Here is a 24,315-nt window from a genome sequence, read left to right on the forward strand (position 1 = left end):
GGCGGGCCGGTGAGCGCCGGCCGCGGCCCAAGCCCCCCCCCATTTGGGTCCGCCCGCGGGGGGGGCGGGGGCGGGGCCCTTCCGCCGGTCCGGCGGGGGGGGGGGCGTCCCCCCCCCCCCGGCTCCTTCCGGTGTCGCTGAGGGTCAGACCGCCCGGCGGCGGCCCTGGACGCCGGTGCCGACGCGGCTGCGCGCGGAGGCCGCGGCGGCGCCGCCGCCGGTGGAACCGCCGGAGGTGCGACGGCCCTGGCCGGCGGAGCCGGCGGCCGAGCCGGAGCCCTGGCCGCCCTGACCGCGGCGGGACCGCTCGGAGCCGGCGGAGGGGGCCTGCCCGGAGGCGCCGGAGCCGGTGCGGCGGCCGCGGCCGCCGGACGCGGGGGCGCCGCCCGTGGCGGAGCCGGTGCGCGGGCCGCCGGAGCGGCGGCGCGCGGAGCCCGAGCCGGAGCCGGAGCGCTGCTTCGGCGGGGTCGCGACCGGCACCTCCAGCACCACGGGGATGCCCGAGGGCTCCCGGGCGCCGGTCAGGCGGGACAGCTCCTCGTCGGAGGACTTGATCTGCGCGGTGCGCGGGGTGATCCCGGCGTCCGACATCAGGCGGGTCATGTCGCGCTTCTGGTCGGGCAGGACCAGGGTGACGACGCTGCCGGACTCGCCGGCGCGGGCGGTACGGCCGCCGCGGTGCAGGTAGTCCTTGTGGTCGGTGGGCGGGTCCACGTTGACGACGAGGTCGAGGTCGTCGATGTGGATGCCGCGCGCGGCCACGTTGGTGGCGACCAGTGCGGTGACCTCGCCCGTCTTGAACCAGTCGAGGGTGCGGTTGCGCTGCGGCTGCGAGCGTCCGCCGTGCAGGCCGGAGGCGCGGACGCCGTCGGCCAGCAGCTTCTTGACCATGCGGTCCACGCCGCGCTTGGTGTCGACGAACATGATCACCCGGCCGTCGCGTGCGGCTATGCGGGTGGCCACGGCCTTCTTGTCGGTCTCGTCCATGACGTACAGGACGTGGTGCTCCATCGTGCTGACCGCGCCGGCGGACGGGTCGACGGAGAAGGCGACCGGGTCGGTGAGGAACATCTTGACGAGCTTGTCGATGTTCTTGTCGAGGGTCGCCGAGAACAGCATGGTCTGGCCGCCGGGCTCGACCTGCTTGAGCAGGGCGGTGACCTGCGGCATGAAGCCCATGTCGGTCATCTGGTCGGCCTCGTCGAGGACCGTGACGGAGACCTGGGAGAGGTCGGCGTCGCCGCGGTCGATGAGGTCCTTGAGGCGGCCGGGGGTGGCGACGAGCACCTCGGCGCCGCGGCGCAGGGCGCCGGACTGCCGGTTGATCGACATGCCGCCGACGACGGTGGCGATGCGCAGGTTGACGGCCGTGGCGTAGGGGGCCAGGGCGTCGGTGACCTGCTGCGCGAGCTCGCGGGTCGGTACGAGGACCAGCGCGAGCGGCGCCTTCGGCTGCGCGCGGCGGCCGGCGGTGCGGGAGAGCAGGGCCAGGCCGAAGGCCAGCGTCTTGCCGGAGCCGGTGCGGCCGCGGCCGAGCAGGTCACGGCCGGCGAGGGAGTTCGGCAGCGTGGCGGCCTGGATGGGGAACGGCTCGGTCACGCCCTGGGCGGCGAGGGTCTTCAGCAGCGCCTCGGGCATGTCCATGTCCTCGAACGCGGCCACCGGCGGGAGGGCCGGGGTCAGCGGTTCGGGCATGGTGAACTCTTGCGGCCGGGCAACGGGGGCGGACTTCTGCCGTCCCGCGCCAGCCTTCGGACGTCCCTGGGCCGCACCTCGGCCCCGGGTGGGGCGGCGGCTGGGTCGTGCGGAGCTGGAGCTGGTCATGCGGAAAAAGCCCTCCTGAAACCGGCAGGTGCGAAACAGCGGTCGAAACAGCAGACAAGCCGGGGCCCGCACCTCGCGGCGCGGACCCCGGCATGCTGAAGAACTTAGGCGGGGAGGATGTTCTCCGCCTGGGGGCCCTTCTGGCCCTGGGTGACATCGAAGGTCACGCGCTGACCCTCGGTGAGCTCACGGAAGCCCTGGGTGGCGATGTTCGAGTAGTGGGCGAAGACGTCCGGGCCGCCACCGTCCTGCTCGATGAAGCCGAAGCCCTTTTCCGAGTTGAACCACTTCACGGTACCGTTAGCCATTTGAATCTCCTGAATAGGCGGCAAGGGCCCCATCCGGAGATTCCGGTAAAAACAATTAAAGCGCCTGTCGGAGCATTCCCGTCAGGCGCACATAAAGTTCATGGGTACCACAACTGCAACGCCTCAAAGCTAGCACACCTCACCCGGGGAGCGCCTCCGCCACCGCGGAACCTTCTGGCGACCGGGGGGCCGCACGGCCCCCGGCCCCCCGGTTCCCGGCTCCCGGCGGGTGTCAGAGGCGTTCGATGATGGTGACGTTGGCCTGGCCGCCGCCCTCGCACATGGTCTGGAGGCCGAAGCGGCCGCCCGTGCGTTCCAGTTCGTGCAGGAGGGTGGTCATCAGCTTGACGCCCGTCGCGCCCAGCGGGTGGCCCAGGGCGATGGCGCCGCCGTTGACGTTCACCCGGTCGGGGTCGGCTCCCGTCTCCTTCAGCCAGGCCAGGACCACCGGGGCGAAGGCCTCGTTGATCTCCACCAGGTCGATGTCGGAGAGGGTCAGGCCCGTCTTCTTCAGGGCGTGCGCGGTCGCGGGGATCGGGGCCGACAGCATCCGGATCGGGTCCTCGCCGCGGACGGACAGGTGGTGGACGCGGGCCCGGGGGGTGAGGCCGTGTTCGGCGACCGCCCGCTCGGAGGCGATCAGCATCGCCGCCGCCCCGTCGGAGACCTGGGAGGAGACGGCGGCGGTGATGGTGCCGCCCTCGACGACGGGCCGCAGGCCGGCCATCTTCTCCAGGCTGGTGTCCCGGCGCGGGCCCTCGTCCACGCGCACGTCCCCGTAGGCGACGGTCTCGCGCTCGAAGCGGCCCTCGTCGATGGCCCGCAGGGCCCGCCGGTGGGAGCGCAGGGCGAACTCCTCCATGTCGCGCCGGGAGATCCCCCACTTCTCGGCGATGAGCTGCGCGCCGTGGAACTGGTTGACGGGGGCGTCCCCGTAGCGGGCGCGCCAGCCCGCCGATCCCGCGTAGGGGCCCTCGGTGAATCCCAGGGGTTCGGCGGCCTGCCGGGAGGCGAAGGCGATGGGGATCATCGACATGTTCTGGGTGCCGCCCGCGACCACCAGGTCCTGGGTGCCGGACAGGACGCCCTGCGCCGCGAAGTGGACGGCCTGCTGGGAGGAGCCGCACTGGCGGTCGACGGTGACGCCCGGCACCTCCTCGGGCAGTCCGGCCGCCAGCCAGGCGGTGCGCGCGATGTCCCCGGCCTGCGGGCCGACGGTGTCGAGGCAGCCGAAGACCACGTCCTCGACGGCGGCCGGGTCGATCCCGGTCCGCTCGACCAGCGCCTTCAGGACGTGCGCGCCGAGGTCGGCGGGGTGCACGGCGGACAGGCCGCCGCCCCTCCGGCCCACGGGGGTGCGTACGGCGTCGACTATGTAGGCCTCGGGCATCGGGACTCCTCCGTTGGTTTACGTGCGTACGGCGATCCCGTCCAGCACCATCGACAGGTACTGACGGGCGATCTCCTCGGGGCTGTGCTGTCCGCCGGGCCGGTACCAGGAGGCGGCGACCCACACCGTGTCGCGGACGAAGCGGTAGGTGAGGCGGATGTCGAGGTCGGCCCGGAAGACCCGGGCGGCGACCCCGCGCTCCAGCGTGCCGAGCCACGCCTTCTCGAACTTGACCTGCGAGTCGGAGAGGTAGTGGAAGCGGGGCTGGGCGGACAGGGTCCGCGCTTCCTTCTGGTAGATGGCGACGGCGGCGCGGTGCCGGTCGATCTCCCGGAAGGACTCGGTGACGAGGGCCTCGATGGTCTCCCTGGGGCCGAGACCGGCGGCCAGGACGGTGTCGTAGCCGGCCCACAGCTCGTTCAGGAAGGCCGAGAGGATCTCGTCGAGCATCGATTCCTTGGAATCGAAGTGGTAGTAGAGGCTGCCGGCGAGCATCCCGGCGGCGTCGGCAATCTTGCGGACGGTGGTGGCGTTGTAGCCCTGGGCCGCGAAGACCTCGGCTGCGGTGTCGAGGAGTTCGCGTCGGCGCTCGGGTGAGGCCGTCACCTGCGGCTTCTTCTTGTTCGTTGGCACGGGCCCATTCTGCGGCTACGCGTGCTGGCTGCTGACCGAGACGGTCTCGCCCGTCATGTAGGACGAGTATCCGCAGGCCAGGAAGACGATGACGTTGGCGATCTCCCAGGGCTCGGCGTACCGGCCGAAGGCCTCGCGGGCGGTGAGTTCGGTGAGCAGCTCCTCGCTGGTGACCTTCACCAGGTGGGGGTGCATGGCCAGGCTGGGCGCGACCGCGTTGACCCGTACGCCGAAGTCCGCGGCCTCCAGCGCGGCGCAGCGGGTCAGGGCCATCACCCCGGCCTTGGCGGCGGCGTAGTGGGCCTGGCCCCTCTGGGCGCGCCAGCCGATGACGGAGGCGTTGTTGACGACGACCCCGCCGCGGCCAGCGGCCTCGAAGGAGCGCAGGGCGGCGCGGGTGCAGCGGAAGGTGCCGTTCAGGGTGACGTCGAGGACCCGGGACCACTGTGCGTCGGTCATGTCGACGAGGTCGGCGGTGCCGCCGAGCCCGGCGTTGTTGACGACGACGTCGAGGCCGCCGTGGAGTTCCTCGGCGCGGGCGAAGAGGGCCTGGACCTGGCCCTCGTCGGTGACGTCGCAGGGCAGGGAGGCGACGCGGTCCGCGCCGAACTCGGCGGCGAGGGCCTGCTCGGTCTCCTTCAGCCGGCGGGCGTGGGCGTCGCCGATGAGGATGCGGGCGCCCTCCTCCAGGAAGCGGCGGGCGGTGGCGCCGCCGATGCCGGCCCCGGCGGCGGCGGTGATGACGGCGGTGCGGCCCGCCAGCAGGTCGTGGGCGGGGACGTACGCGGGGGCGGTCATGTCCGTGCCTCCTTGGGAAGGCCGAGGATCCGCTCGGCGACGATGGTGCGCTGGATCTCGTCGGAGCCCGCGTAGATCGTGTCGGCGCGGGAGAAGAGGAAGAGCCTCTGCCAGTCGTCGAGGTCGTACGGGTCCCCGTGCTCGCCGGTCGCGAGGAGGGAGGCGGCGCCGCGGACGTCCATGGCGAGTTCGCCGAGGTCGCGGTGCCAGCGGGCCCAGTACAGCTTGGCCACGGAGGGTGCGGTTCCGGGGCTCAGGGCGGTGGCGCGCATGGTCTCCAGGCCGATCCAGGCGCGGACGAGGCGGTCGCGGAGCAGCGGGTCGGCGAGGGCGCCGTTGCGGGCGGCCAGTGCGGCGAGGTCCTCCAGTTCGCGGCGGAAGCCGACCTGCTGGCCGAGGGTGGAGACGCCGCGCTCGTAGCCGAGGGTGGCCATGGCGACGGCCCAGCCGTCGCCGGGTGCGCCGACGACGTGGGCGGCGTCGGTGCGGGCGCCGTCGAAGAAGACCTCGTTGAACTCGGAGGTGCCGGTGAGCTGGACGATGGGCCGGATCTCGACTCCCGGCTGGTCCAGGGGGACCAGGAGGTAGGACAGGCCGGCGTGGCGCCGGGAGCCGGGGGTGGTGCGGGCGAGGACGAAGCACCACTGGGACTCGCGGGCGAGGGAGGTCCAGATCTTCTGGCCGTCCACCACCCACTCCCCCTCGTGCAGCCGGGCGCGGGTGCGGACGCCTGCGAGGTCGGAGCCGGCGTCGGGCTCGCTGTAGCCCTGGCACCACAGCTCGCGCACCTCCCGGATGGCGGGGAGGAAGCGGGCCTTCTGCTCCTCGGTGCCGTGGTCGATGAGGGTGGGGCCGAGGAGCTGTTCGCCGATGTGGCCGACGCGGGCGGGGGCGTCGGCGAGGGCGTACTCCTCGTGGAAGGCGATCTGCTCCTCGGTGCTCGCGCCGCGGCCCCCGTAGCGCTCGGGCCAGCCGAGGCAGGTCCAGCCGTGGGCGGCCATGTGGCGTTCCCAGGCGAGGCGTCCCTCGAACTCCTCGTGCTCGCGGCCCGGTCCGCCGCGGCCCTTGAGGGCGGCGAACTCACCGGTGAGGTGGGTCCGTAGCCAACTCCGGACCCCGGTGCGGAACTCCTCGACGCTGCTCATGGCCGTACGTTAACCTACCAAACACTTGTTAGGGAAGGATGTCCGCATGCCCGACGCCACCGACGCCACACCGGTGCTGTACGAGCGGCGCGGCCCCGTCGCGTACGTGACGATGAACCGCCCCCGCTACCGCAACGCGCAGAACAGCGCCATGACCTACGCCCTGGACGACGCCTTCTACCGGGCCTCCGACGACCCGGAGGTGAAGGTCGTCGTGCTGGCCGGGGCCGGGGAACACTTCTCCGCCGGCCACGACATCGGCACCCCGCAGCGCGACGCGCACCTGCCCTTCGCGCGGCGGGCCGGCCTGTGGTGGGACCACTCGGCCCGGCCGGGCGCCGAGTCCCGCTTCGCCCGGGAGTCGGAGGTCTACCTGGGGATGTGCCGGCGCTGGCGGGAACTGCCCAAGCCGGTGATCGCCTCCGTGCGGGGGGCCTGCGTGGCGGGCGGACTGATGCTGGCCTGGGTGTGCGACCTGATCGTGGCGAGCGAGGACGCCTTCTTCGCGGACCCGGTGGTGCGGATGGGCATCCCCGGGGTCGAGTACTTCGCGCACCCGTGGGCGATGCCCCCGCGGATCGCCAAGGAGTTCCTCTACACCGGCGAGCGGATGCCCGCCCGGCGGGCGTACGAGGTCGGCATGGTCAACCGGGTCGTGGCCCCGGACGCACTGGCCGCCGAGACCGAGCGGCTGGCCCTGCGGATCGCCGGGATGCCCTCCTTCGGGCTGGCCCTGACCAAGCGGGCCGTCAACCAGGCCGAGGACCTCCAGGGGATGCACGGCGGCATGGACTCGGTCTTCGGACTGCACCACCTGGCGCACGCCCACAACGCCGAGACGGCGGCGGACTCGCTCGGCGGCATGGACGTGGCCGCCATGAAGGAGGCGAACGGCTGATGGACCTGACCGAGTCGGCGGAGGTGGCGGCCTTCCGGGCCGAGGCGCGGGCCTGGCTGGCCGCACACGTACCGCGGCGGCCCCTGCCCTCGCTGGAGACCGCGGCGGGCTTCGAGGCGCACCGGGAGTGGGAGGCGCGGCTGGCCGCGGACCGCTGGTCGGTGGTGTCCTGGCCCGAGGAGTACGGCGGCCGGGGCGTGGACCTCGAACGGTGGCTGGTCTTCGAGGAGGAGTACTGGGCGGCGGGCGCGCCGGGCCGGGTCTCGCAGAACGGCATCAACCTCCTCGCCCCGACCCTCTTCGACCACGCGAGCCCCGCCCAGCGGGCCCGGGTGCTGCCCTCCATGGCGAGCGGCGAGGTGATCTGGGCGCAGGCCTGGTCCGAGCCGGAGTCGGGCTCCGACCTGGCCTCGCTGCGGTCCCGGGCCGAGCGCACGGAGGGCGGCTGGCTGCTGTCGGGGCAGAAGACCTGGTCCTCGCGGGCCGCCTTCGCGGACCGGGCCTTCGGCATCTTCCGTACGGATCCCGGTGCGGACCGGCCCCACCGGGGGCTCACGTACCTGATGTTCGGCCTGCGGGAGCCGGGGGTGACGGTGCGGCCCATCGGCCGGCTCGACGGCAAGCCCGCCTTCGCCGAACTCTTCCTCGACCGGGTCTTCGTACCCGACGAGGACGTGATCGGGGAGCCGGGCCAGGGCTGGCGGATCGCGATGGCGACGACGGGCAACGAGCGCGGGCTGACCCTGCGCTCCCCCGGCCGGTTCCTGGCCGCCGCCGACCGGCTGCTGGCCCTGTGGCGGGAGCGGGGCGACCCGGCGGACACGGCCCTGCGCGACCGGGTCGCGGACGCGGTGGTCGGGGCGCGCGCCTACGAGCTGTTCACCCGGGCCGGCGCCTCCCGCCTCGCGGCGGGCACCGCGATCGGCGCCGAGTCCAGCCTGAACAAGGTGTTCTGGTCCGAGTACGACATGGCCCTGCACGAGACGGCCCTGGACCTGCTGGGCCCGGAGGCCGAGCTGGCGGAGGGCGAGTGGGCCGAGCCGTGGGTCTTCTCCCTGGCGGGGCCGATCTACGCCGGCACCAACGAGATCCAGCGCGACATCATCGCCGAGCGGCTGCTCGGCCTCCCGAAGGGCCGCCGCTGATGCGCTTCCTGCCGACCGAGGAACAGAACGACTTCACCCGTACGCTGCGCTCCCTCCTCGGCGCCGCCGAGGTGCCCGCGGCCGTCCGGGCCTGGGCCGCCGGGGACCACGGACCGGGGCTCGCCCTGTGGTCGCGGCTCGCGGACGCGGGGCTGTTCGCGCTGGCCGTGCCCGAGGCGTACGAGGGGCTGGGCCCGCTCCCGGTGGAACTGACCCTCGGCTTCGTGGAGCTGGGCCGGGCCGGCGTCCCCGGGCCGGCCGTGGAGAGCGCGGCGGCGGCGGTGCTGCTGGCGCACCTGGGCGACGAGGCGCTGGCGAAACGCTTCCTCCCGGGGCTGGCGGCGGGTACGGCCCCGGCCGCGCTGACCCTGCCGGGCGGCTCCCCGTACGCCCTGGACGCGGACGCGGCCACCTGGCACTTCGCCGTCTCGGCGGCGGGGGAACTGCACCTGGTCCCGGCCGGTGCCACCGTCGCCCCGCTGGTCTCCCTCGACCCGGCCCGCAGGCTCGGGGCCCCGGCGGACGGCGGGGAACTCCTCGCGGCGGGCCCGGCCGTCACGGCCGCCGCGGAGGCGGCCCTGCGGTGGGCGCGGCTGCTGACGGCGGCCCAGTGCCTGGGCGTCGGCGAGGCGCTGCTCGGGCGGACCGTCGAATACGCCAGGCAGCGCACCCAGTTCGGGACGCCGATCGGCTCCTTCCAGGCGGTCAAGCACCGGCTGGCGGACACCCTGCTGGGCCTGGAGTTCGCCCGGCCGCTGCTGTGGGCGGCGGCGCTGTCCCTGGAGCCGGGCGAGGTCGCGGCGGCGAAGCTCGCCGCGGGCGGGGCGGCGTACGCGGCCGCGCTGACCGCGCTGCAGCTGCACGGGGCCGTCGGCTACACCGAGGAGCTGGACCTGTCGCTGTGGCTGCGCAAGGCCCGGCCGCTGCGGGACGCCTGGGGCACGCCCGCCCAGTGCCGGGCACAGGTGCTTCAGTCCCGGGAGCGGTAGTACGTCACCACCACGGTGTTCACCAGCACCAGACCGGCGAACCACGCGGCCTGCGTGAGCATCCCCAGCCCGAGGAGGGCGAGGGCCGCGGAGCCGAACACGACGGCCTTCACGGCGAGTACGGCCGGCAGCGGGACCCGGTAGCGGGCGCGCGGCGCGGCGAAGGCCCCCCACAGGGCGGCCGCGGCGCCCGCCACCACCGCCCCGATCAGCGCGCCGACGACGAGGCGGCCGCCCCAGTCGTAGCCCCAGATGGCGAGCGCGAGGAGGGCGGCGACCTCCAGGACGAACGCGAGGAGTTCGTTGACCTGCCGGAACGCGCGGTGGGCCGCGGAGGCTGCCGTCATCACGGGTTCCGGGCGAGGTGCAGGGCGACGGTGTAGGGCTCCTCCACCGTCCCGTCCGGGAAGAGCCCCTCCAGCCGGGCGCGCTCGGCGTCCATGAACGCGCGGGTGCCCGCCTCTCCGAGCAGCAGGAAGGCCGAGTGGCTGGAGAGGTTGGCGAGGTGGGCGTCGAGGGGGATCCGGCGCGACCAGGCGATGGTGCGGGTGGCGAATCCGGAGCCGATGCCCTGCGGGAGGGTACGGAACCGGGTGTCGCCGTCCGCAGCGAAGAACGCGCGGATCCGCGCGCCCTGTTCGGCGACCCAGGGGACGGACTCGTCCATGTCGTTCCACCAGATGGCGAGCGCGCCGCCGGGGCGCAGGACGCGGCGGGCCTCCGGGACGGCGCGGGCGGGGTGGGTCCAGTGCCAGGCCTGTGCGTACGTGACGAGGTCGAAGGCGCCGGTGGACAGGGGCAGTCGGTCCCCGTCGCCGCGGACGACCGGGATGTCCGGGTGCGCCCGCCGGAACTCCGCGGCCATCCCGTCCCCGGGCTCGACGGCGACCACCTCGGCCCCGCGCCGGCGCATCGGTCCGGTCCCGAGGCCGGTCCCGGCCCCCACGTCGGCCACCCGGGCTCCGGCGAGCGGCCGGCCGGACAGTTCCTCGACGGCGTCGTACAGCGCTTCGGGATACCCGGGGCGGTGGGCCGCGTAGAGCGCGGCGGCCGCATCGAAGGAACGGGCACGTGTCGTCATGCGCCCATTGTTTTCGATCACCCCCGCCGTGACCAGCCCTTTCCTCCGGCTCGTGCGGTGCCGGAGCCCGTGCGGGGCCCCGGTTCCCGGGTGCCGGTTCCGGCCCTTTCGCGACAGACCGGGCGATGCACCATTTTCCCGACTTTGTAAACACATTGCCCGTCGTTTACGGTGTCGGAGGCGCGGGAAGAACCGCGTCCGGATTCGCGGGAGGTGATCAGCGTGCCTATTGGCAGTAGTGCCATGGCGTATACGCCACCGATCCCGCTCGACGCGCTTCGCTAGTCGCGCTTCCTTATATAAATCCGACATCGAATCGGCGCGCCCCGGCACGTCCACCGATGCCCGGGGTGCACGGATGTCGATACGCGCCGCGTCCCCGACTTTCCCAGCGAACACATTCACCAGACTTTTACCGCCGAAACACGTCCGCGATCCGCCGGATCGTGACGGGTGCATGCCGAGTGCTGCCCGGGACGTGCCGTGACGGGAGGAATGCCATGACCAACATGACGCCGACGAACCACGACAACACGCTCATGCCGGCCGAGACGGTGGCGGAGCACGCCCAGAAGGTGGAGCTGCTCCGCGAGATCAACCGGGAGATCCGCGGGCTGAACCAGGAGATGGGAGACATCCGGGAGATCACCGAAGACCAGCTGAAGGTCACCGTGGAAACCCGGAAGGTGAGCGCCTGGACGGCGATCGCCGTCGTGCCCGGCGCCCTGGCGGCGCTCTACGGCTCCAACTTCGAGCACATGCCCGAGCTGCAGTTCAAGTACGGCTGGCCGATTTTCCTCGTCGCCCTGGCGTCCACCGCGCTGGCCACCTACTTCACGGTCAAGCGCAAGGGCTGGCTGTAGGCCCGCCATCGACCAGAGGAAGGTCAATTCACATGTCGGAAAATTCCACACCCCTCAGCTTGGCCGGGCTCACCGCGAGGGACCTCGACTCGTACTCGAATGACGAACTGCGCACTTTCCTCCAGGGAGTCCGCCGGTACCGGAAGGAATTGGTATTGCTCCACCGGAAGTCGGTGGACCTCTACGAGGGGACAAAGGTCGCCCGGAAGGTCAGTTCGTGGCTCGTGGTGTTCATGATGCCCACGCTGCTGGGCGGTATCTACTCGGCGAACTTCTACCAGCCCGAGACCGCGCTCGTCTGGGCCTGGCCCGCCTTCCTCGCCCTGGTGGCGGGATCGGGGATCGCCATGTTCGTCCACCTGCGGCGCAGGGGCTGCATTTAGCGAGAGCGAGGATCCATGACCCGCAGTACACGGCGGGGCGGTGCGGAGGGGCGCCCCCGCCACACCGCACGCATTGCCGCCCCCTCGCTCCTCCTCGCCGTGGCCCTGCTCTTCCCGCGGCTGCTGCCCAACAGACCGGGCAACCTCGGCAGTCTGGCCGAGACGGCCCTGCCGTGGTTCGCCGTCGCGATAGCGGTCCTCCTCCTGTGGGCGGCCGCGCGCGGCACACGGGCGGGGATGGCGGCGGCCCTGGTGCCCCTCGCGGCCTGGTGCTACCTGTTCGTCCCCACCCTGACGGCGCCGCCCCGCGCGGGGCTCGGCGACTTCAAGGCCCTGTCCTTCAACGTCGGCGGGGCCCGCACCACCCCCGAGGCCGTCGCCCGGGAGGTGATCGCCACCGGCGCCGATCTCGTCGCCCTGGAGAAGGTCCCCCTGGGGGCCGTCCCCGCGTACGAGAAGGCACTCGCCGCGGCGTACCCCCACCACACCACCCGCAACACCCTCGGCCTGTGGTCACGCCACCCGCTGCGCGAGGTGGAGGCGCTGGATCTGGGAGGCCCCTGGCCGCACGCGATCCGGGCCGTCGCCGGCACCCCGGGCGGGGACACCGCCGTCTACACGGTGCGCCTGCCCTCCGTACGGGTCCGGGCGTCCGAGGGCTTCACCATCGGGCCCCGCGACGCGGCCGCGGCCCAACTGGCCGACCGCATCGCCAGGGATCCGGCCTCCCGCATGATGGTGCTCGGCGACCTCAACGGCAGCCTGGACGACCGGGGCCTGGCCCCGCTCACCCGGCAGCTGGAGCCCGCACAGGAACACGCGGGCAAGGGCTTCGGGTTCACCTGGCCCGCCCCCTTCCCCGTGGTCCGGATCGACCACGTGCTGCTGCGCGGTCTGGAGGCCACCACCGCCAGCGTCCTGCCCGACCTGGGCAGCGACCACCGGCCCGTCCTCACCGAGGTCAGACGCACGGCCTGAGGGGGGTCCGCCCCGCACGGGCCGGTCCGACGCCGTCGCCATCGCCGTCGGGGCCGCGCGCTCCCGCCGGACTCGTGGACCGGATCCGGCGGACGTACGGTGGACGGGAAGAAGCGACGCGGACGTCCGGGCGCTTGCGCGACGGGCCGCCGCTCACGGGGGATCCTCCCGACGGGTCGCCCGTCGTGTCCGCGGCGCCCGCCCCCGGCGGAACCGGACCGGGCGGCGGCGCCGCCCCTCACCGTCCCCTTCCTATGGAGGGCCCTTCCCATGCGGACCACCACACGAATACGCCGTCTCTGCGCCGCCGCCTGCGCGGCTCCCCTGCTGGTACTCGCCGGAGCGGCCGCCGCCGGCGCCGCGACGGCCGTCGTCCCCGCCACGGCGCCCGGCACCGTGACCGCCACGCCGGGCGAGATCCTGCAGCTGGTCAACGCCGAGCGCGCCAAGGCCGGCTGCCCCGCCCTGAAGGAGAACGCGCAACTCGCCAAGGCCGCCCAGACCTTCGCGGACGACGCGGCCAAGAACAACCTGACCTCCCACACCGGTTCCGACGGCTCCTCCGCCCAACAGCGGATCAAGGACGCGGGCTACGAGGCGCGCATGTACGGGGAGAACATGTTCAACGGCAGCACCGACGCCAAGGCCGCCGTCGACTGGTGGACGGGCAGTTCGAGCCACCACGCCACCATGGTCAACTGCGCCTTCGTCGACACCGGTGTCGGCGTCAGCGGCACGTACGCGGTGCAGGTCTTCGCGACGCCGTCCTGACGCCGTTCCGCCTACGTGACGCCGTTCCCGCCCGGAACCGCGGACGGCCTATCCGCGGCGCAGCGAAAGGCGCATGAGGGTGGCCGTCTGGACGAGGAGGAGGACGGTCGTGGCCGCCTGGGCTGCCCACCGGTCGGGGCCGGTGTCCGTCCGGCCGTACCCCGCCCAGGCCGCCGCACCCGCCAGGGCCACGCCCACCGCGACGGCGGCGACGAGGAAACGGCCCGCGAACTCCGCCGACGTGCCCTGGGGGACGGCGGAGCCGAGGACGAACACCCCGAGCAGGACCGGGATCCAGGGTGCTCCGGAGTCGCGCAGCAGGAAGGCGGCACCCGCCTCCACGGCGAGGAGCAGGCAGACGCGCAGGAGGAAGCCAGGCATGGACACATCATGCCGGGGAATCCGGCGTGCGCACCCGCCCCCGGCCCGCATAGGATCCGCCGCAAGGGCGGGGTCGTAGCACAGAGGTCGTTGCACCCCCCTGCAAGGGGGAACACGCCGGTTCGAATCCGGCCGCCCCGCCCCCCTCTTCTCGCTACGGTGTCGCCGCCAGCCAGGCCGCCGCCCCGGCGAGCGCCGCCCGGCCGGCCGGCAGCGGCAGGCCCAGGAAGCCGTGGAAGACGCCCGGGTAGAGCCGGACCTCGCAGTCGGCCCCCGCCTCCGCCAGCCGGCGCGCGTACGCCAGCCCCTCGTCCCGCAGCAGGTCGCAGTCGGCGAGGAGGACCAGCGTGCGCGGCAGTGCGGCCAGCGCCTCCCGGCCCGCCCGCAGCGGCGAGACGTGCGGGTGGGCGGGGTCGCCCCCGTACTGGTCCCAGTACCAGGCCATGTGCGCGGCGGTGTGGAAGTGGTCCCGGCCGTACGTGGTCACCGACCCGGAGCCCATCGAGGCGTCCAGCGGCGGGTACGCCAGCAGTTGCCCGGCCGCCAGTCCGGGTGCGCGCAGCGCGGTGACGGCGGCCAGGTTGCCGCCGCTGGAGTCCCCCGCGACCACCACCCGCCCCGGGTCGCAGCCCAGCGCCCCGGCTTCGGCACGCGCCCACAGCAGGACGGTGAGGGCGTCGTCGGAGGCGGCGGGCCAGGGGTGTTCGGGGGCCAGCCGGTAGTCGGCAGAGACGACCACCACCCCGGAGGCGGCGGCCAGCTTCCGGCACAGGGCGTCGTGCGTGTCCAGCCCGCACATCACCCAGCCGCCGCCGTGGAAGTACACGGCGAGCGGCCGGCCGGCGGCTCCCGGCGCGGGGTCGTAGATCCGCACCGGGACCCCGCCCGCGTCGGCGTCGCGCACCGAGGCGACCTCGGGTCCGGGCGGGCCGGGCACGGCCGCCGCCCGCAGGGCGCCCACGTCCCCGGGTCCGGGGAAGGCCGCCGCCATCGCGTCGCACAGCCCCCGCGCGGCGGGGGAGAGTCGCCCGCTCATCCGGCCGTCATCCCCCCGTCGACCGCGAACTCCGTTCCCGTCACGTACGAGGAGGCGTCCGAGCACAGGAAGAGCACCAGCTCCCCGACCTCCCGGGGCCGCCCCATCCGGCCCAGCGGCACGTGCGACCAGTCCCGTCCGGCGACCGCGTCGGCCACCATCGGGGTGTCGATGGCCCCCGGGTGCACGGAGTTGACCCGGATCCCGTCCCCGGCCAGGTCGAGCGCGGCGGAGCGGGTCAGCCCGCGCAGGGCGAACTTGGTGGACCCGTAGGCCGCGTGGCCCGGTATGCCGACCAGGCCCGCCGTGGAGGAGATGTTGACGATCGAGCCGCCGCCGGCCGCCCGCAGCACGGGCGCGACGGCCTGGATGCCGAGGAAGGGCCCCAGCAGGTTGACCCGCAGCAGTTCCTCGAAGCCCCGCGCGCTCTGCTCCTCCACGTGCGCGGTGCGCCACAGGGCGGCGTTGTTGACGAGCGCCGAGACGGTCCCGAAGGCGGCCACGGCCTCCCGCACCACCTGCGCCCAGCCGTCCGCGTCGGCCACGTCGTGCCGTACGTAGAGCCCGCGGTCCCCCAGCGCGGCGGCGACCGCCCGTCCCTCCTCCTCGCGCACGTCGGTGACGACGACCCGCGCTCCGGCCTCCGCGCACAGCCGGGCCTCCTCGGCGCCCTGGCCGCGTCCGGCGCCGGTGATCACGACGACCTTCCCGTCGAGGGAGATCACGGCTCAGCCCTCCAGTTCCAGGGCGCGGAAGTGCGGGATGACCTTCTCGCCCCACTGGCGGATGGTCTCCATGCAGGCCTCCTGCGGGACGGTGCCCATCTGGATCAGGCACATGACCTCGTCGACGCCGATCCCGCGCAGCTGCTCGACGTAGGCGATGGCCGTCTCGGCGCTGCCGTAGGCGTGGTCGGCGTTGTAGGTGCCGGTGTCGACCGGGCGGGCGGGGATGTTCGCCTCGTGCAGCCGGGCGACGAGCTCCTCGCGGCCCCGGTCGAGGGCGCCCACGTGGTCCTCGTCCTCGGCGTAGCCCGTCGGGGCGGGCGCGTTGCCGTACCAGTGGGCGATGGACTCGGCGAAGAAGCGCTGCCCGCGCGTGCCCAGGCGCAGCGCGCGCTCGGCGTCGTCGAGGACGATCGTGGGGCACAGGGCGGAGAGGTGGTCGTTGGCCCGGTCCGAGACGAGGCGCTCGCCGGTGCGGGTGGCGATGGCCTCGTCGTAGACCTTGCGCATGGCGCGGACGTCGTCGGCGCCGGCGAAGCCCATCACCAGGGCTCCGATGCCCAGTTCGGCGGCGAGCTTGAGGGTGTCGTGCTTGGAGCAGGCCATGAACAGGGGCGGGTGCGGGTCCTGCACCGGGCGGGGCAGGATCGCGCCGGGGCCGATGTCGAGCGACCCGTGCCATTCGAACTCCGGTTCCCGCCAGGCGGCGGAGAAGATCCGCAGCGCTTCCTCCATCTGCGGGTAGGTGTCCTCGGGGTTCACCCCGTACATGGACATCTCCTGGCGGGTGGCCCCTCGCCCGGCGCCGATGTCGACGCGGCCGCCGGAGAGCACGTCGAGCATGGCGGCCCGCTCGGCGACGCGCACCGGGTGCTGGTAGGCGAAGGGCATGGTGACCACGCCGTGGCCGATACGGATCTTCTTCGTCCGGGCGGCGACCCAGGTCAGGAAGATCTCGGAGGCGCTCATGTGCGCGTACTGGGTCAGGGAGTGGTGTTCCACGGCCCAGATCCGGTCGAAGCCCATCTCCTCGGCGAACACGGCCTGTTCGACGCAGTCGTGGATGACCTGGCGTTCGCGTTCGGGGGTGGGGTCGACGAGCTGCGCCTCGAAGATCATCGAGAACTTCACGGTGCGGTCCCTCCATCCAGCTGTGGGGCGGGTACGGACAGGTATTTCTAATAGGAATACTTCTAGCAGTCATACCGCGCAGGGGGAAGGGCATCGCGGGGACCGGCCATAGACTGCGCTGCGTGGCAGACGAGACGAACACGCGCACGCTTCCGGCGACCAGCTGGGCGGTGCTCGGCCTGCTCTCCTTCGGTGAGGAGCTGTCGGGCTACGACCTGAAGAAGTGGTCGGACTGGTCGCTGCGCTTCTTCTACTGGAGCCCGTCCTTCAGTCAGATCTACAGCGAGCTCAAGCGGCTGGAGAAGGCCGGCTACGCCTCCTCGCGGATGGTCGCCCAGGACACCGGCACCCGCGACAAGCGCGTGTACCGGATCACCGACGAGGGCATGGCCGCCGTACGGGAATGGGCGCGCGAGGCACCGGTCGACCCCCCGGTCCTCAAGCACGGGCCGATGCTGCGGCTGTGGCTGGGCCACCTGCTGGAGCCGGAGCAGATGCGCGAAGTGCTGGTCCAGCACCAGCAGTTCTCGGAACGGATGCGCCTGCGCGCCGAGGCGGACGTGGAGGGCGCCCAGGACGAGGCCGCATGGGCCTACCCCACGCTCACCCTCAAGTGGGCGGAGCGGTACTACGCCTCCGAGCGGGACCTGGCCGCCGCCATGCTCGCGGACATCGAGGCGCTCGCCCCGGCTCCGGCCCCGGCCTCCGCCGCGGCCTCGACTCCGGCCCCGAACCCGACCTCGGCTCCGGAGTCCGGCACCCGCCCGTAGGCGCGCCGGAAGTAGAGCAGCGGCGCGCCGTCGCGGTGCACCGCCGCGGCGGTGACGCGGCCGAGCGCGATGGCGTGGTCGCCGCCGTCCAGCACGTCCTCCAGGGCGCATTCGACGGTGGCGAGCACCCCGTCGAGCAGCGGCGCCCCGGCCGCCCCCGCACGCCAGGGGACTCCGGCGAACTTGTCGCCGCCCGTGACGGCGAACCTGCGGGACAGCTCCAGCTGGTCGGCCGCCAGGACGTTGACGGCGAAGGCGCCCGCGGCCCGGATCGCCGGCCAGGTGGTGGAGGTGCGGGCCGGGCAGAAGCAGACCAGCGGCGGGTCCAGGGAGACGGAAGAGAAGGACTGCACGGCCATCCCGACGGGGCGGCCGTCGCTCCCGCGCGCCGTGATGACGGCGACGCCGGTGCAGAAGCCCGACAGGACCGACTTCATGTCGGCGGGGGCGGGGGCGGGGGTGTGGGTCGACACGGGAAACCTCCGGGGAAGTTATTCCTACTAGGTATATGCCTAACCGAAACAGCTGTGATTGGATACCGCCCACGCTCGCTCGTCAAGTAGGGAGGGTTCGTGACCAGCCCCCGCCAGACCCCGCAAGTGCCCCCGCCCCGGCCGCCGTTGGCTCCCCCACCGGCGCCGCCCGCCACCCTCGCCCTGCTCCCCGCACACGCCGCCGCCGCGTACGGCGACCGTGAGGCGCTCGCCGACGGAGAGGTCCGCTGGACCTTCTCCGAACTGGCTGCCGAGATCGCCTCCTCCTCCCGCGCCGCCATCGCCCACGGCATCCGCCCCGGCGACCGGGTGGCCCTCTGGGCCCCGAACGGCCACCGGTGGATCACCGCCGCCCTGGGCGCGGTCGGCGCGGGCGCCGTGCTCGTCCCGGTCAACACCCGCTACAGGCCCGCCGAGGCCGCCGACGTCATCCGCCGCAGCGGAGCCCGCGTGCTGTTCACCGAGCGCGGCTTCCTCGGCACCGACTACGCCCGCGACCTGCACGCCTCCGGAGAGGACCTCGGAGCCCTGGCCTCCACCGTGATCCTGCGCGGCGGACGCGGGGAGGAGTCCTGGGAGGCGTACCTGAGCGCCGGACGGTCCGTGTCCGAGGCGGAGCGCGCCGACCGCGCCGCCCGCGTCCGCCCCGACGACATCTGCGACGTCCTCTACACCTCCGGCACCACGGGCCGCTCCAAGGGCGTCACCAGCACCCACGCCCAGACCCTGCGGCTCTACGCCTCCTGGTCGGAGCTGGTCACCCTGCGCCCGGGCGACCGGTACCTGCTGGTCAACCCGTTCTTCCACACCTTCGGCTACAAGGCCGGCGTGCTCGCCTGCCTGCTGCGCGGGGTCACGATGCTCCCCGAGGCCCGGTACGACACGGACCGCATCCTGCGGCGCATGGCCGAGGAACGGGTCACCTGCCTGATGGGGCCGCCCACCGTCTTCCACGGCCTGCTGCGCCACCCGGACCGCGCCGCCCACGACCTCTCCGCGCTGCGGCTGGCCGGTACCGGCGCCGCCTCCGTGCCCGCCTCCCTCGTCGAGGAGATCCGCGGCGGACTGGGCGCGCCCGACGTGTTCACCGCCTACGGACTGACCGAGTGCGGCGGGGTCGTCTCCGTCTGCCCCACCGACGCCGACGCCGACACGCTCGCCCGCACCGTCGGCCCGCCCCTGCCCGGCACCGAGGTGCGGATCACCGGCCCGCTGGGCGCGGTGCTGCCCGCCGGGGAGCCCGGCGAGGTGCAGGTCCGCGGCTACCACGTCACCCCCGGCTACCTGGACGATCCGGGGGCCACCGCCGACGCGATCCTGCCCGGCGGCTGGCTGCGCACCGGGGACGTCGGCGTGCTGGACGGCCGCGGCTACCTCGCCATCACCGACCGGCTCAAGGACATGTACGTGGTCGGCGGGTTCAACGCCTACCCGGCGGAGGTCGAGAACGTGCTGGTGACCCACCCCGCGGTGGTGGACGCCGCCGTGGTCGGGGCCCCCGACGAACGGCTCGGCGAGGTGGGCGTCGCCTACCTGGTCACCAGCGCCCCGGTCACCGCCGGGGAGCTGACCGCCTGGGCCCGGGAACGGCTGGCCAACTTCAAGGTGCCCCGGCGGTTCACGGTGGTCGAGGAACTCCCGCGCAACGCGGGCGGCAAGCTGCTGAAGGAACGGCTGCGCCGCGCGGCCCGGGGGGAGTCGGCATGAGCGGCGGCCCGGACCTGGGGACCACCCCGGAACAGGACGAACTGCGCGACGCCGTCAGGGCGGTGCTCGCCCGGCACCCCCGCCACGCGGCCTGGGGCCCGCTGACGGAGCAGGTGGGCGTGGCCGCGCTGGCGGTCCCCCCGGAGTACGGCGGGCTGGGCTGCGGGCCCGCCGAGACCGGGGTGGTGATGGCGGAGCTGGGCCGCGCGCTGAGCCCCGTACCGTACCTGGGCTCGGCGGTGCTGACCGTGCAGGCGCTGCTCGCGTCCGGGGACCGGGAGGCCTGCGCGCGGCACCTGCCGGGGCTGGCGGACGGGTCGTCGGTGGGGGCACTGGCCTGGGCGGAGGGCCCGGACGACGGCTCGGCGACCGGGGCCGGGACCGGAGCCGGGGCCGGGGCCGGGGCCGGGGCCGAGGTCGGAGCCGAGGCCGCAGCCGCAGCCGGGGCCGGGCGGGGCGGGTGGGAGGACGGGGACCTCGTCACCCGGGCCGAGCCCGCCGGATCCGGCTGGCTGCTCACCGGCACCAAGCGCTACGTCCTGGCCGGACCCGGGCGGCCCGGCCCGCTGCTGGCCTTCGCCCGGTCCCGGGACACCGGCCGCCTCGGCCTGTTCGAACTCGACGGCCCGCCGGACGGGTTCACCGTACGGTCCACCATGGACCCGACCCGCCCGCTGGCCGTCCTGTCCCTCGACCGGACCCCGGCCCGGCTGCTCTCCCCCGACGGCGGGGCCGTCCTCGCCCGGGTCCGTGACCTGGCCTGCACCGCGCTCGCCGCCGAACAGGCGGGGGCCGCCGGGCGGGCCCTGGAGGTGACGGTCCGCTACGCCAAGGACCGCAGCCAGTTCGGCCGCCCCATCGGCTCCTTCCAGGCCGTCAAGCACCGGCTCGCCGACCTGTACACCGCCGTGGAGACGGCCCGCGCGCTCGCCCGCGCCGCGGCCGCCTCCGACGCCGCGCCGCAGCCGGCCGCCGCCGCCAAGTCGGCCTGCTCCGAGGCGTACGCATACGTCGCGGGCGAGATGATCCAGCTGCACGGCGGGATCGGCATCACCTGGGAACACGAGGCGCACACCTTCTTCAAGCGCGCCCACGGCTCGGCGCAGCTCTTCGGTCCGCCCGCCGCCCACCGGGAACGGCTGGCCGCACACCTGGGGTACGCCCCGGCCCGCTGACGTACCCTCGGGCCCATGACGGGCAGCGCCATGGACCTCCACGCGGTGGAAGCAGCCGCTCCGGCACTCGTGAGCCTCTACAAGAGCGCCGGGGTGTCGCTGCGCAAGAACGGACTGGACGGCGGCCGGGCCGCCGTCTACCTGGTGCTGGACTACTCCGGCTCGATGCGCCCCTACTACGCGGACGGCACCGTGCAGGCCCTCGCGGACCGGGTACTGGGCCTGTCCGCGCACCTCGACGCCGACGGCCGGATCCCCGTCGTCTTCTTCTCCACCGAGGTGCACGCGGTGGAGGAGGTCCGCCTCGGCGGGCACGAGGGCCGGGTCACCGCCATAGCCGCCGGCCTCGGCCACATGGGGAAGACCTCGTACGACGCGGCCATGGACGCGGTCATCGACCACTACCAGGACTCGGGAACGCGGGAACCGGCCCTGGTCGTCTTCCAGACGGACGGCGGCCCCCTCAGCAAACCCGCCGCGGAGCGCTACCTCTGCAAGGCGGCCCGGCTGCCGCTGTTCTGGCAGTTCGTCGGCTTCGGGAACACCCGCAGCAGCCAGTTCGACTTCCTGCGCCGGCTGGACGAACTGCCCGTCCCGGCCGCGCGGGCGGTGGACAACGCCGGCTACTTCCACGCGGGCCCCGACCCGCGGACCGTCCCGGACGCCGTGCTCTACGACCGGCTCCTCGGGGAGTTCCCGGCGTGGCTGCGGGCGGCGCGCGCGGCGGGGATCGTGCGCGCCTGAGCGGCGGGCGGCGGGGGCCGCGCTTTGATGGGGCTATGACGACGAACAACTGGGCAGCGTTCGAGAAGGCGGAACCCGAGTTCGCGACGGCCGTGCGGGCCCGCTTCGCGCAGTACCCGCACCACGTCCTGGGCACCCTGCGCAAGGACGGCTCGCCCCGCCTGAGCGGGCTGAACGTCGACTTCCGCGGCGGGGAACTGTGGCTCGGCATGATGCCGGGCTCGCTGAAGGCCCTCGACCTCCAGCGCGATCCGCGGTTCGCCCTGCACACCAACCCGGGCGCGGGCGAGGACATGCCCGACGGGGACGTGCGGATCTCCGGGCGGGCGGTGGAGATCGTGGACCCGCCGGAGCTGCACCGCTACGCCGAGGAGACGGAGTCCCCGCACCCCTTCCACCTCTTCCACGCCGACCTGACGGAGGTCGTGCGGACCGGGGTGGAGGGCGAGGAGCTGGTGGTGCGGACGTGGACCCCGGCGCACGGGCTGCACACCCTGCGCCGGGGCAACGACGACGAACCCGCCCGGGAGGATCCGCTCAGCTGAACGGCAGCCCCGCGAGCGCGCCGCCGAGCGGGCCACCGAGCGGCCCGCGGACCGGACCGCCGGCCGCCGGAGCGCCGACCGGGCCGAGGGCGGCCGGGTCCACGTCCACCCAGCTCCGGTCGATGTTGATCGTCACCCCGCCGAACGAGGCGTCGTGGTCCCCGCGGAACTGGTGGGCCCGGCGCGGCCCCGCCCACTGCGCGGTGTGCTCGGGCAGGCCCATGTCGGCGTCGGTGACGGAGGCCGCCAGGTTCCAGCGGGCCACCCACAGCACGTCCGGCATGGCCTGCGGGGCCTGCTGGTAGTGGGCGCTCAGCGCACGGGCCCCGGAGCTCGCGGAGACGTACGCCGCCGCCCGGTAGCCCAGCTCGTGCAGACGGACCGTCCAGGCGGTGAGGTACGCGACGACGGGGGCGTCCCAGGTGGCCCGGTCGGTGTAGTTCTCCAGGTCGTTGTAGAGCACCGTGCCCGCGTCCAGGCCGAGCGAGCGGGCCGCGTCCGCAGCGCCGTCGGCCGCCTCCCGGCCCTGGTCGTTGGCCTCGGAGGGGTCCGTGGACAGGCCGGTGCTGGAGCTGTTCCAGGGCTGCGGTCCCACCCAGATCGGCATCAGGTGCCAGCCGGCCGCGGCCTGCTTGCGGACCCAGCCCGCCGTCAGCTGCGGCTGGGCGCAGGCGCGGGCCCGGCCGCCGATGTAGATGCCGACCGCGCCGAAGGGGGAGTCGGCCCGCCAGGTGTCCATCGCCCGCTGGGTCGGGGCGGTGCACGCGTCGAAGCCGGTGCCGGTGAAGGCCTGCTGGGTGGCGCGGGGCGCCGCCGCCGGGCCCGCGGCGGTGATCACCGGCGCGGTGGCGGGGGCCGGTGCGCCCTGCGGCGCGGCGGCCCGGGCCAGCAGGCCCCGTACGGCGGCCGGGTCCTCCCCGTAGGAGAGGGTGGCCATCACCCCGGTCCCGCGCAGGGCGTAGCGCAGCTCGCGGCTGTCGGCGTCGGCGTGCGGCAGTGCGGTGCCGGCGTCGACGGGGAAGGTGGGGATGTCGGCGCGGGGCGGGGCGCCGTCGATGGGCTCCAGGTGCAGGGTGTCGGCGCGGTGGGCGACGGCCCGGCCGGAGGCGCATTCGGCCTGGGTGCCGGCGTGCCCGAGGTAGAGCGCGGGGCGGTCCAGGCGCAGGCAGGCGCCGGGATGGCGGTCGAGGTCGACGACGTGCCAGCCGGCCGGGAGGGTGAGGTGCAGCCCCTGGTAGTCGACGGTCCGCCCGCCGTCGGCGCCCGCGGCGGCGACGGCGGGCGACAGGGGGGCGACGGGCAGCAGCAGGGCGGCGCCGAGCAGGCACCGCAGCAGCGTTCGGGAGGGCATGGCGCCCACAGTTACCAGACCCCGGACCCCTCAACTGCGGCTCCCCGCGCACCGGATGCTCCGTCCGGCCTACCGCGCCCGGGCCCCCGCCGCCCCCGGGCGGCCCGCACCGACTGACCCCCACGCAGCCGGTGCGGCCCCTCCCCCGGGGGCTCCCCCTCACGCCCGGGGCCACCCCAACGAGTGGTCCCCCGCTCCCGGCACCCCGGGCGCGGCACCCCCGGACGGGCTCGTGCCGCCGGGTCTCACGCCGGGCAGTTGGCCGTGGTGGTCGGCGGCATGAACACGGCGTACAGCACCAGGTCCCCCGAGACCTCCACCTCGGTGCCCCTGAACCCGAGGGTCGAGTCCTCGACGTTCAGGCGGTCCGGGAGAGCCTTGTCCTCCACGGGCTCCCCGAGGTGCAGGACGGTGATCGTCCCCCTGCACGCGCCCACGTCCGGGGGCCGGCTGCCCTCCAGGAAGCCGTTGTCCGGGCCGGCCGTGAACTCCCGGTCCTCGATCGGCTCGTAGCTGTACAAGAGCCCGAAGGTCCGCCCGGTCACGGGGTCCTTGTTCACCTTGTTCGTCATCACCACCCAGAACCGGGCCACGGACACCTTCTGCGGCTCGCACGGCCGGTGCAGGGCGTCCGGGTGGAAGTACACGCCGTCGTACTCGGCGGCCAGGCCGTGCTTCTGCCCGTAGGTCTGCCCCTCCAGGCCCCTGAGATAGGCCGCCCGGGCGGCCTCGTCCATGTCGGCGGTCGCCTTGCAGGTGGGCGTGGGAGTCGGGGTGGGCGTCGGCGACGGGCTCGCGGACGGGGTCGGGGTCGGCGTAGGGCTCGGGGACGGGGTCGCGGCAGGGCTCGTCGTCCCCGTCCTCGTGCCGCCCGACGGGCCGGGCGCGGCGCCCGACGACCGGCCGGAGCAGCCGACGGCGGCGGTGAGCAGACAGGCTGCCGCCAGCACGGGCACGGCGAACCCTCGTGATCGGTTCATGGGCATCCCCCCGGACGCGTGAGAACGGGTCGCTCCCGAGCGTGACAGGGCGGGGCGGCGGGCACATCCG

At 74.1% G+C, this 24,315-nt stretch carries 26 protein-coding genes, 1 tRNA gene and 1 pseudogene; 13 read left to right on the top strand and 15 right to left on the bottom strand.

All coding sequences use genetic code 11. The features are described from left to right. Positions 1–144 precede the first annotated feature (144 nt). The 6 genes from ABZW32_RS11170 to ABZW32_RS11195 all read right to left on the bottom strand — a co-directional run bounded on the left by ABZW32_RS11170 (position 145) and on the right by ABZW32_RS11195 (position 6,098). Positions 145–1,824, bottom strand: a complete 1,680-nt coding sequence (locus tag ABZW32_RS11170) for a DEAD/DEAH box helicase (protein ID WP_356214170.1) — start codon at positions 1,822–1,824, stop codon at positions 145–147. Between the two features lie 104 nt (positions 1,825–1,928). Then, positions 1,929–2,132 carry a cold-shock protein gene (locus ABZW32_RS11175; protein ID WP_007263537.1) on the bottom strand — a complete coding sequence of 68 codons (204 nt, stop codon included), beginning with the start codon at positions 2,130–2,132 and terminating at the stop codon, positions 1,929–1,931. Between the two features lie 232 nt (positions 2,133–2,364). Next, positions 2,365–3,522: an acetyl-CoA C-acetyltransferase gene (locus ABZW32_RS11180; RefSeq protein ID WP_356214172.1), complete on the bottom strand. Its 1,158-nt coding sequence runs from the start codon at positions 3,520–3,522 to the stop codon at positions 2,365–2,367. 18 nt (positions 3,523–3,540) lie between these two features. Beyond that, positions 3,541–4,155 carry a TetR/AcrR family transcriptional regulator gene (locus ABZW32_RS11185; RefSeq protein ID WP_030228252.1) on the bottom strand — a complete coding sequence of 205 codons (615 nt, stop codon included), beginning with the start codon at positions 4,153–4,155 and terminating at the stop codon, positions 3,541–3,543. Between the two features lie 15 nt (positions 4,156–4,170). Next, the gene (locus tag ABZW32_RS11190; protein ID WP_356214173.1) at positions 4,171–4,953 is read right to left on the bottom strand and encodes an SDR family oxidoreductase; all 783 of its coding nucleotides are present in this window, start codon (positions 4,951–4,953) and stop codon (positions 4,171–4,173) included. Further along, positions 4,950–6,098: an acyl-CoA dehydrogenase family protein gene (locus ABZW32_RS11195; protein ID WP_356214174.1), complete on the bottom strand. Its 1,149-nt coding sequence runs from the start codon at positions 6,096–6,098 to the stop codon at positions 4,950–4,952. Before ABZW32_RS11195 ends, ABZW32_RS11190 begins: the two co-directional genes overlap by 4 nt. Before the next feature lie 46 nt (positions 6,099–6,144). Between ABZW32_RS11195 and ABZW32_RS11200 the strand changes: the two genes are divergently transcribed. The 3 genes from ABZW32_RS11200 to ABZW32_RS11210 are packed head-to-tail and all read left to right on the top strand — an operon-like array spanning position 6,145 to position 9,130. Continuing rightward, positions 6,145–6,996 (top strand): enoyl-CoA hydratase, encoded by an 852-nt coding sequence (locus ABZW32_RS11200; protein ID WP_356214176.1) that lies wholly within the window; start codon positions 6,145–6,147, stop codon positions 6,994–6,996. Then, positions 6,996–8,141: an acyl-CoA dehydrogenase family protein gene (locus ABZW32_RS11205; protein WP_356214178.1), complete on the top strand. Its 1,146-nt coding sequence runs from the start codon at positions 6,996–6,998 to the stop codon at positions 8,139–8,141. Before ABZW32_RS11200 ends, ABZW32_RS11205 begins: the two co-directional genes overlap by 1 nt. Further along, a complete protein-coding gene (locus ABZW32_RS11210) occupies positions 8,141–9,130 on the top strand; it encodes an acyl-CoA dehydrogenase family protein (protein ID WP_356214180.1) in 990 nt (329 codons plus the stop codon). Before ABZW32_RS11205 ends, ABZW32_RS11210 begins: the two co-directional genes overlap by 1 nt. Here ABZW32_RS11210 and ABZW32_RS11215 read toward each other — a convergent pair. Then, entirely contained in the window at positions 9,112–9,477 is a 366-nt protein-coding gene (locus ABZW32_RS11215; protein ID WP_356214182.1) for a DUF2568 domain-containing protein, read from the bottom strand. The genes ABZW32_RS11210 and ABZW32_RS11215 overlap by 19 nt on opposite strands. Continuing rightward, complete coding sequence (locus ABZW32_RS11220) at positions 9,477–10,211, bottom strand: class I SAM-dependent methyltransferase (RefSeq protein WP_356214184.1); 735 nt, start codon at positions 10,209–10,211, stop codon at positions 9,477–9,479. The genes ABZW32_RS11215 and ABZW32_RS11220 overlap by 1 nt, the downstream gene beginning before the upstream one ends. A gap of 500 nt (positions 10,212–10,711) precedes the next feature. Here ABZW32_RS11220 and ABZW32_RS11225 point away from each other — a divergent pair, with 500 nt between their 5' ends. The 4 genes from ABZW32_RS11225 to ABZW32_RS11240 all read left to right on the top strand — a co-directional run bounded on the left by ABZW32_RS11225 (position 10,712) and on the right by ABZW32_RS11240 (position 13,206). After that, entirely contained in the window at positions 10,712–11,074 is a 363-nt protein-coding gene (locus tag ABZW32_RS11225; RefSeq protein WP_356214186.1) for a CorA family divalent cation transporter, read from the top strand. A 155-nt stretch (positions 11,075–11,229) separates the two neighbouring features. Beyond that, positions 11,230–11,457 (top strand): CorA family divalent cation transporter, encoded by a 228-nt coding sequence (locus ABZW32_RS11230; protein ID WP_356214188.1) that lies wholly within the window; start codon positions 11,230–11,232, stop codon positions 11,455–11,457. A 15-nt stretch (positions 11,458–11,472) separates the two neighbouring features. After that, complete coding sequence (locus tag ABZW32_RS11235) at positions 11,473–12,435, top strand: endonuclease/exonuclease/phosphatase family protein (RefSeq protein WP_356214190.1); 963 nt, start codon at positions 11,473–11,475, stop codon at positions 12,433–12,435. A gap of 270 nt (positions 12,436–12,705) precedes the next feature. Continuing rightward, positions 12,706–13,206, top strand: a complete 501-nt coding sequence (locus tag ABZW32_RS11240) for a CAP domain-containing protein (RefSeq protein ID WP_356214192.1) — start codon at positions 12,706–12,708, stop codon at positions 13,204–13,206. Between the two features lie 48 nt (positions 13,207–13,254). Here the strand turns inward: ABZW32_RS11240 and ABZW32_RS11245 are convergent, their stop codons facing one another. Further along, the gene (locus tag ABZW32_RS11245) at positions 13,255–13,587 is read right to left on the bottom strand and encodes a hypothetical protein (RefSeq protein ID WP_356214194.1); all 333 of its coding nucleotides are present in this window, start codon (positions 13,585–13,587) and stop codon (positions 13,255–13,257) included. Between the two features lie 67 nt (positions 13,588–13,654). Here ABZW32_RS11245 and ABZW32_RS11250 point away from each other — a divergent pair. Further along, positions 13,655–13,729, top strand: a tRNA-Cys gene (locus ABZW32_RS11250). A 12-nt stretch (positions 13,730–13,741) separates the two neighbouring features. Here ABZW32_RS11250 and ABZW32_RS11255 read toward each other — a convergent pair. The 3 genes from ABZW32_RS11255 to ABZW32_RS11265 are packed head-to-tail and all read right to left on the bottom strand — an operon-like array spanning position 13,742 to position 16,479. Then, positions 13,742–14,623, bottom strand: coding sequence for an alpha/beta hydrolase (locus ABZW32_RS11255; RefSeq protein WP_356214196.1), 882 nt, complete (start codon positions 14,621–14,623; stop codon positions 13,742–13,744). Continuing rightward, positions 14,620–15,348 (bottom strand): glucose 1-dehydrogenase, encoded by a 729-nt coding sequence (locus ABZW32_RS11260; RefSeq protein ID WP_356214198.1) that lies wholly within the window; start codon positions 15,346–15,348, stop codon positions 14,620–14,622. Before ABZW32_RS11260 ends, ABZW32_RS11255 begins: the two co-directional genes overlap by 4 nt. 3 nt (positions 15,349–15,351) lie before the next feature. Continuing rightward, positions 15,352–16,479 (bottom strand): LLM class flavin-dependent oxidoreductase, encoded by a 1,128-nt coding sequence (locus tag ABZW32_RS11265; RefSeq protein WP_356214200.1) that lies wholly within the window; start codon positions 16,477–16,479, stop codon positions 15,352–15,354. Between the two features lie 122 nt (positions 16,480–16,601). Between ABZW32_RS11265 and ABZW32_RS11270 the strand changes: the two genes are divergently transcribed. After that, positions 16,602–17,249: a PadR family transcriptional regulator gene (locus ABZW32_RS11270; protein WP_356214202.1), complete on the top strand. Its 648-nt coding sequence runs from the start codon at positions 16,602–16,604 to the stop codon at positions 17,247–17,249. Between the two features lie 47 nt (positions 17,250–17,296). Here the strand turns inward: ABZW32_RS11270 and ABZW32_RS11275 are convergent. Beyond that, positions 17,297–17,686, bottom strand: a pseudogene (locus ABZW32_RS11275) (flavin reductase family protein); the annotation flags it as partial. Between the two features lie 135 nt (positions 17,687–17,821). Between ABZW32_RS11275 and ABZW32_RS11280 the strand changes: the two are divergent. From ABZW32_RS11280 to ABZW32_RS11295, 4 genes are read left to right on the top strand one after another with little or no spacing between them, the layout of a single operon-like run. Continuing rightward, a complete protein-coding gene (locus tag ABZW32_RS11280; RefSeq protein WP_356214204.1) occupies positions 17,822–19,450 on the top strand; it encodes a FadD3 family acyl-CoA ligase in 1,629 nt (542 codons plus the stop codon). Then, entirely contained in the window at positions 19,447–20,625 is a 1,179-nt protein-coding gene (locus ABZW32_RS11285; RefSeq protein ID WP_356214206.1) for an acyl-CoA dehydrogenase family protein, read from the top strand. The genes ABZW32_RS11280 and ABZW32_RS11285 overlap by 4 nt, the downstream gene beginning before the upstream one ends. Positions 20,626–20,640: 15 nt before the next feature. Beyond that, the gene (locus ABZW32_RS11290) at positions 20,641–21,369 is read left to right on the top strand and encodes a VWA domain-containing protein (protein ID WP_356214208.1); all 729 of its coding nucleotides are present in this window, start codon (positions 20,641–20,643) and stop codon (positions 21,367–21,369) included. A 35-nt stretch (positions 21,370–21,404) separates the two neighbouring features. Then, positions 21,405–21,914, top strand: a complete 510-nt coding sequence (locus tag ABZW32_RS11295; RefSeq protein ID WP_356214210.1) for a pyridoxamine 5'-phosphate oxidase family protein — start codon at positions 21,405–21,407, stop codon at positions 21,912–21,914. Here the strand turns inward: ABZW32_RS11295 and ABZW32_RS11300 are convergent. Both ABZW32_RS11300 and ABZW32_RS11305 read right to left on the bottom strand, forming a co-directional pair. After that, positions 21,907–23,265, bottom strand: coding sequence for a DUF1906 domain-containing protein (locus ABZW32_RS11300; protein ID WP_356214212.1), 1,359 nt, complete (start codon positions 23,263–23,265; stop codon positions 21,907–21,909). The two genes, ABZW32_RS11295 and ABZW32_RS11300, sit on opposite strands and share 8 nt — an antisense overlap. A 245-nt stretch (positions 23,266–23,510) precedes the next feature. After that, complete coding sequence (locus ABZW32_RS11305; protein WP_356214214.1) at positions 23,511–24,245, bottom strand: hypothetical protein; 735 nt, start codon at positions 24,243–24,245, stop codon at positions 23,511–23,513. Between the last annotated feature and the right edge of the window lie 70 nt (positions 24,246–24,315).

The organism is Streptomyces sp. NPDC004667, assembly GCF_040609475.1.
Taxonomy (GTDB): domain Bacteria; phylum Actinomycetota; class Actinomycetes; order Streptomycetales; family Streptomycetaceae; genus Streptomyces.

Coding starts and splice junctions, on each gene's coding strand:
- ABZW32_RS11305 (WP_356214214.1), bottom strand. CDS start 24,245: ATGAACCGATCACGAGGGTTCGCCGTGCCCGTGCTGGCGGCAGCCTGT.
- ABZW32_RS11240 (WP_356214192.1), top strand. CDS start 12,706: ATGCGGACCACCACACGAATACGCCGTCTCTGCGCCGCCGCCTGCGCG.
- ABZW32_RS11285 (WP_356214206.1), top strand. CDS start 19,447: ATGAGCGGCGGCCCGGACCTGGGGACCACCCCGGAACAGGACGAACTG.
- ABZW32_RS11205 (WP_356214178.1), top strand. CDS start 6,996: ATGGACCTGACCGAGTCGGCGGAGGTGGCGGCCTTCCGGGCCGAGGCG.
- ABZW32_RS11220 (WP_356214184.1), bottom strand. CDS start 10,211: ATGACGACACGTGCCCGTTCCTTCGATGCGGCCGCCGCGCTCTACGCG.
- ABZW32_RS11245 (WP_356214194.1), bottom strand. CDS start 13,587: ATGCCTGGCTTCCTCCTGCGCGTCTGCCTGCTCCTCGCCGTGGAGGCG.
- ABZW32_RS11235 (WP_356214190.1), top strand. CDS start 11,473: ATGACCCGCAGTACACGGCGGGGCGGTGCGGAGGGGCGCCCCCGCCAC.
- ABZW32_RS11255 (WP_356214196.1), bottom strand. CDS start 14,623: ATGAGCGGGCGACTCTCCCCCGCCGCGCGGGGGCTGTGCGACGCGATG.
- ABZW32_RS11200 (WP_356214176.1), top strand. CDS start 6,145: ATGCCCGACGCCACCGACGCCACACCGGTGCTGTACGAGCGGCGCGGC.
- ABZW32_RS11170 (WP_356214170.1), bottom strand. CDS start 1,824: ATGACCAGCTCCAGCTCCGCACGACCCAGCCGCCGCCCCACCCGGGGC.
- ABZW32_RS11215 (WP_356214182.1), bottom strand. CDS start 9,477: ATGACGGCAGCCTCCGCGGCCCACCGCGCGTTCCGGCAGGTCAACGAA.
- ABZW32_RS11195 (WP_356214174.1), bottom strand. CDS start 6,098: ATGAGCAGCGTCGAGGAGTTCCGCACCGGGGTCCGGAGTTGGCTACGG.
- ABZW32_RS11190 (WP_356214173.1), bottom strand. CDS start 4,953: ATGACCGCCCCCGCGTACGTCCCCGCCCACGACCTGCTGGCGGGCCGC.
- ABZW32_RS11295 (WP_356214210.1), top strand. CDS start 21,405: ATGACGACGAACAACTGGGCAGCGTTCGAGAAGGCGGAACCCGAGTTC.
- ABZW32_RS11175 (WP_007263537.1), bottom strand. CDS start 2,132: ATGGCTAACGGTACCGTGAAGTGGTTCAACTCGGAAAAGGGCTTCGGC.
- ABZW32_RS11300 (WP_356214212.1), bottom strand. CDS start 23,265: ATGCCCTCCCGAACGCTGCTGCGGTGCCTGCTCGGCGCCGCCCTGCTG.
- ABZW32_RS11225 (WP_356214186.1), top strand. CDS start 10,712: ATGACCAACATGACGCCGACGAACCACGACAACACGCTCATGCCGGCC.
- ABZW32_RS11210 (WP_356214180.1), top strand. CDS start 8,141: ATGCGCTTCCTGCCGACCGAGGAACAGAACGACTTCACCCGTACGCTG.
- ABZW32_RS11290 (WP_356214208.1), top strand. CDS start 20,641: ATGACGGGCAGCGCCATGGACCTCCACGCGGTGGAAGCAGCCGCTCCG.
- ABZW32_RS11180 (WP_356214172.1), bottom strand. CDS start 3,522: ATGCCCGAGGCCTACATAGTCGACGCCGTACGCACCCCCGTGGGCCGG.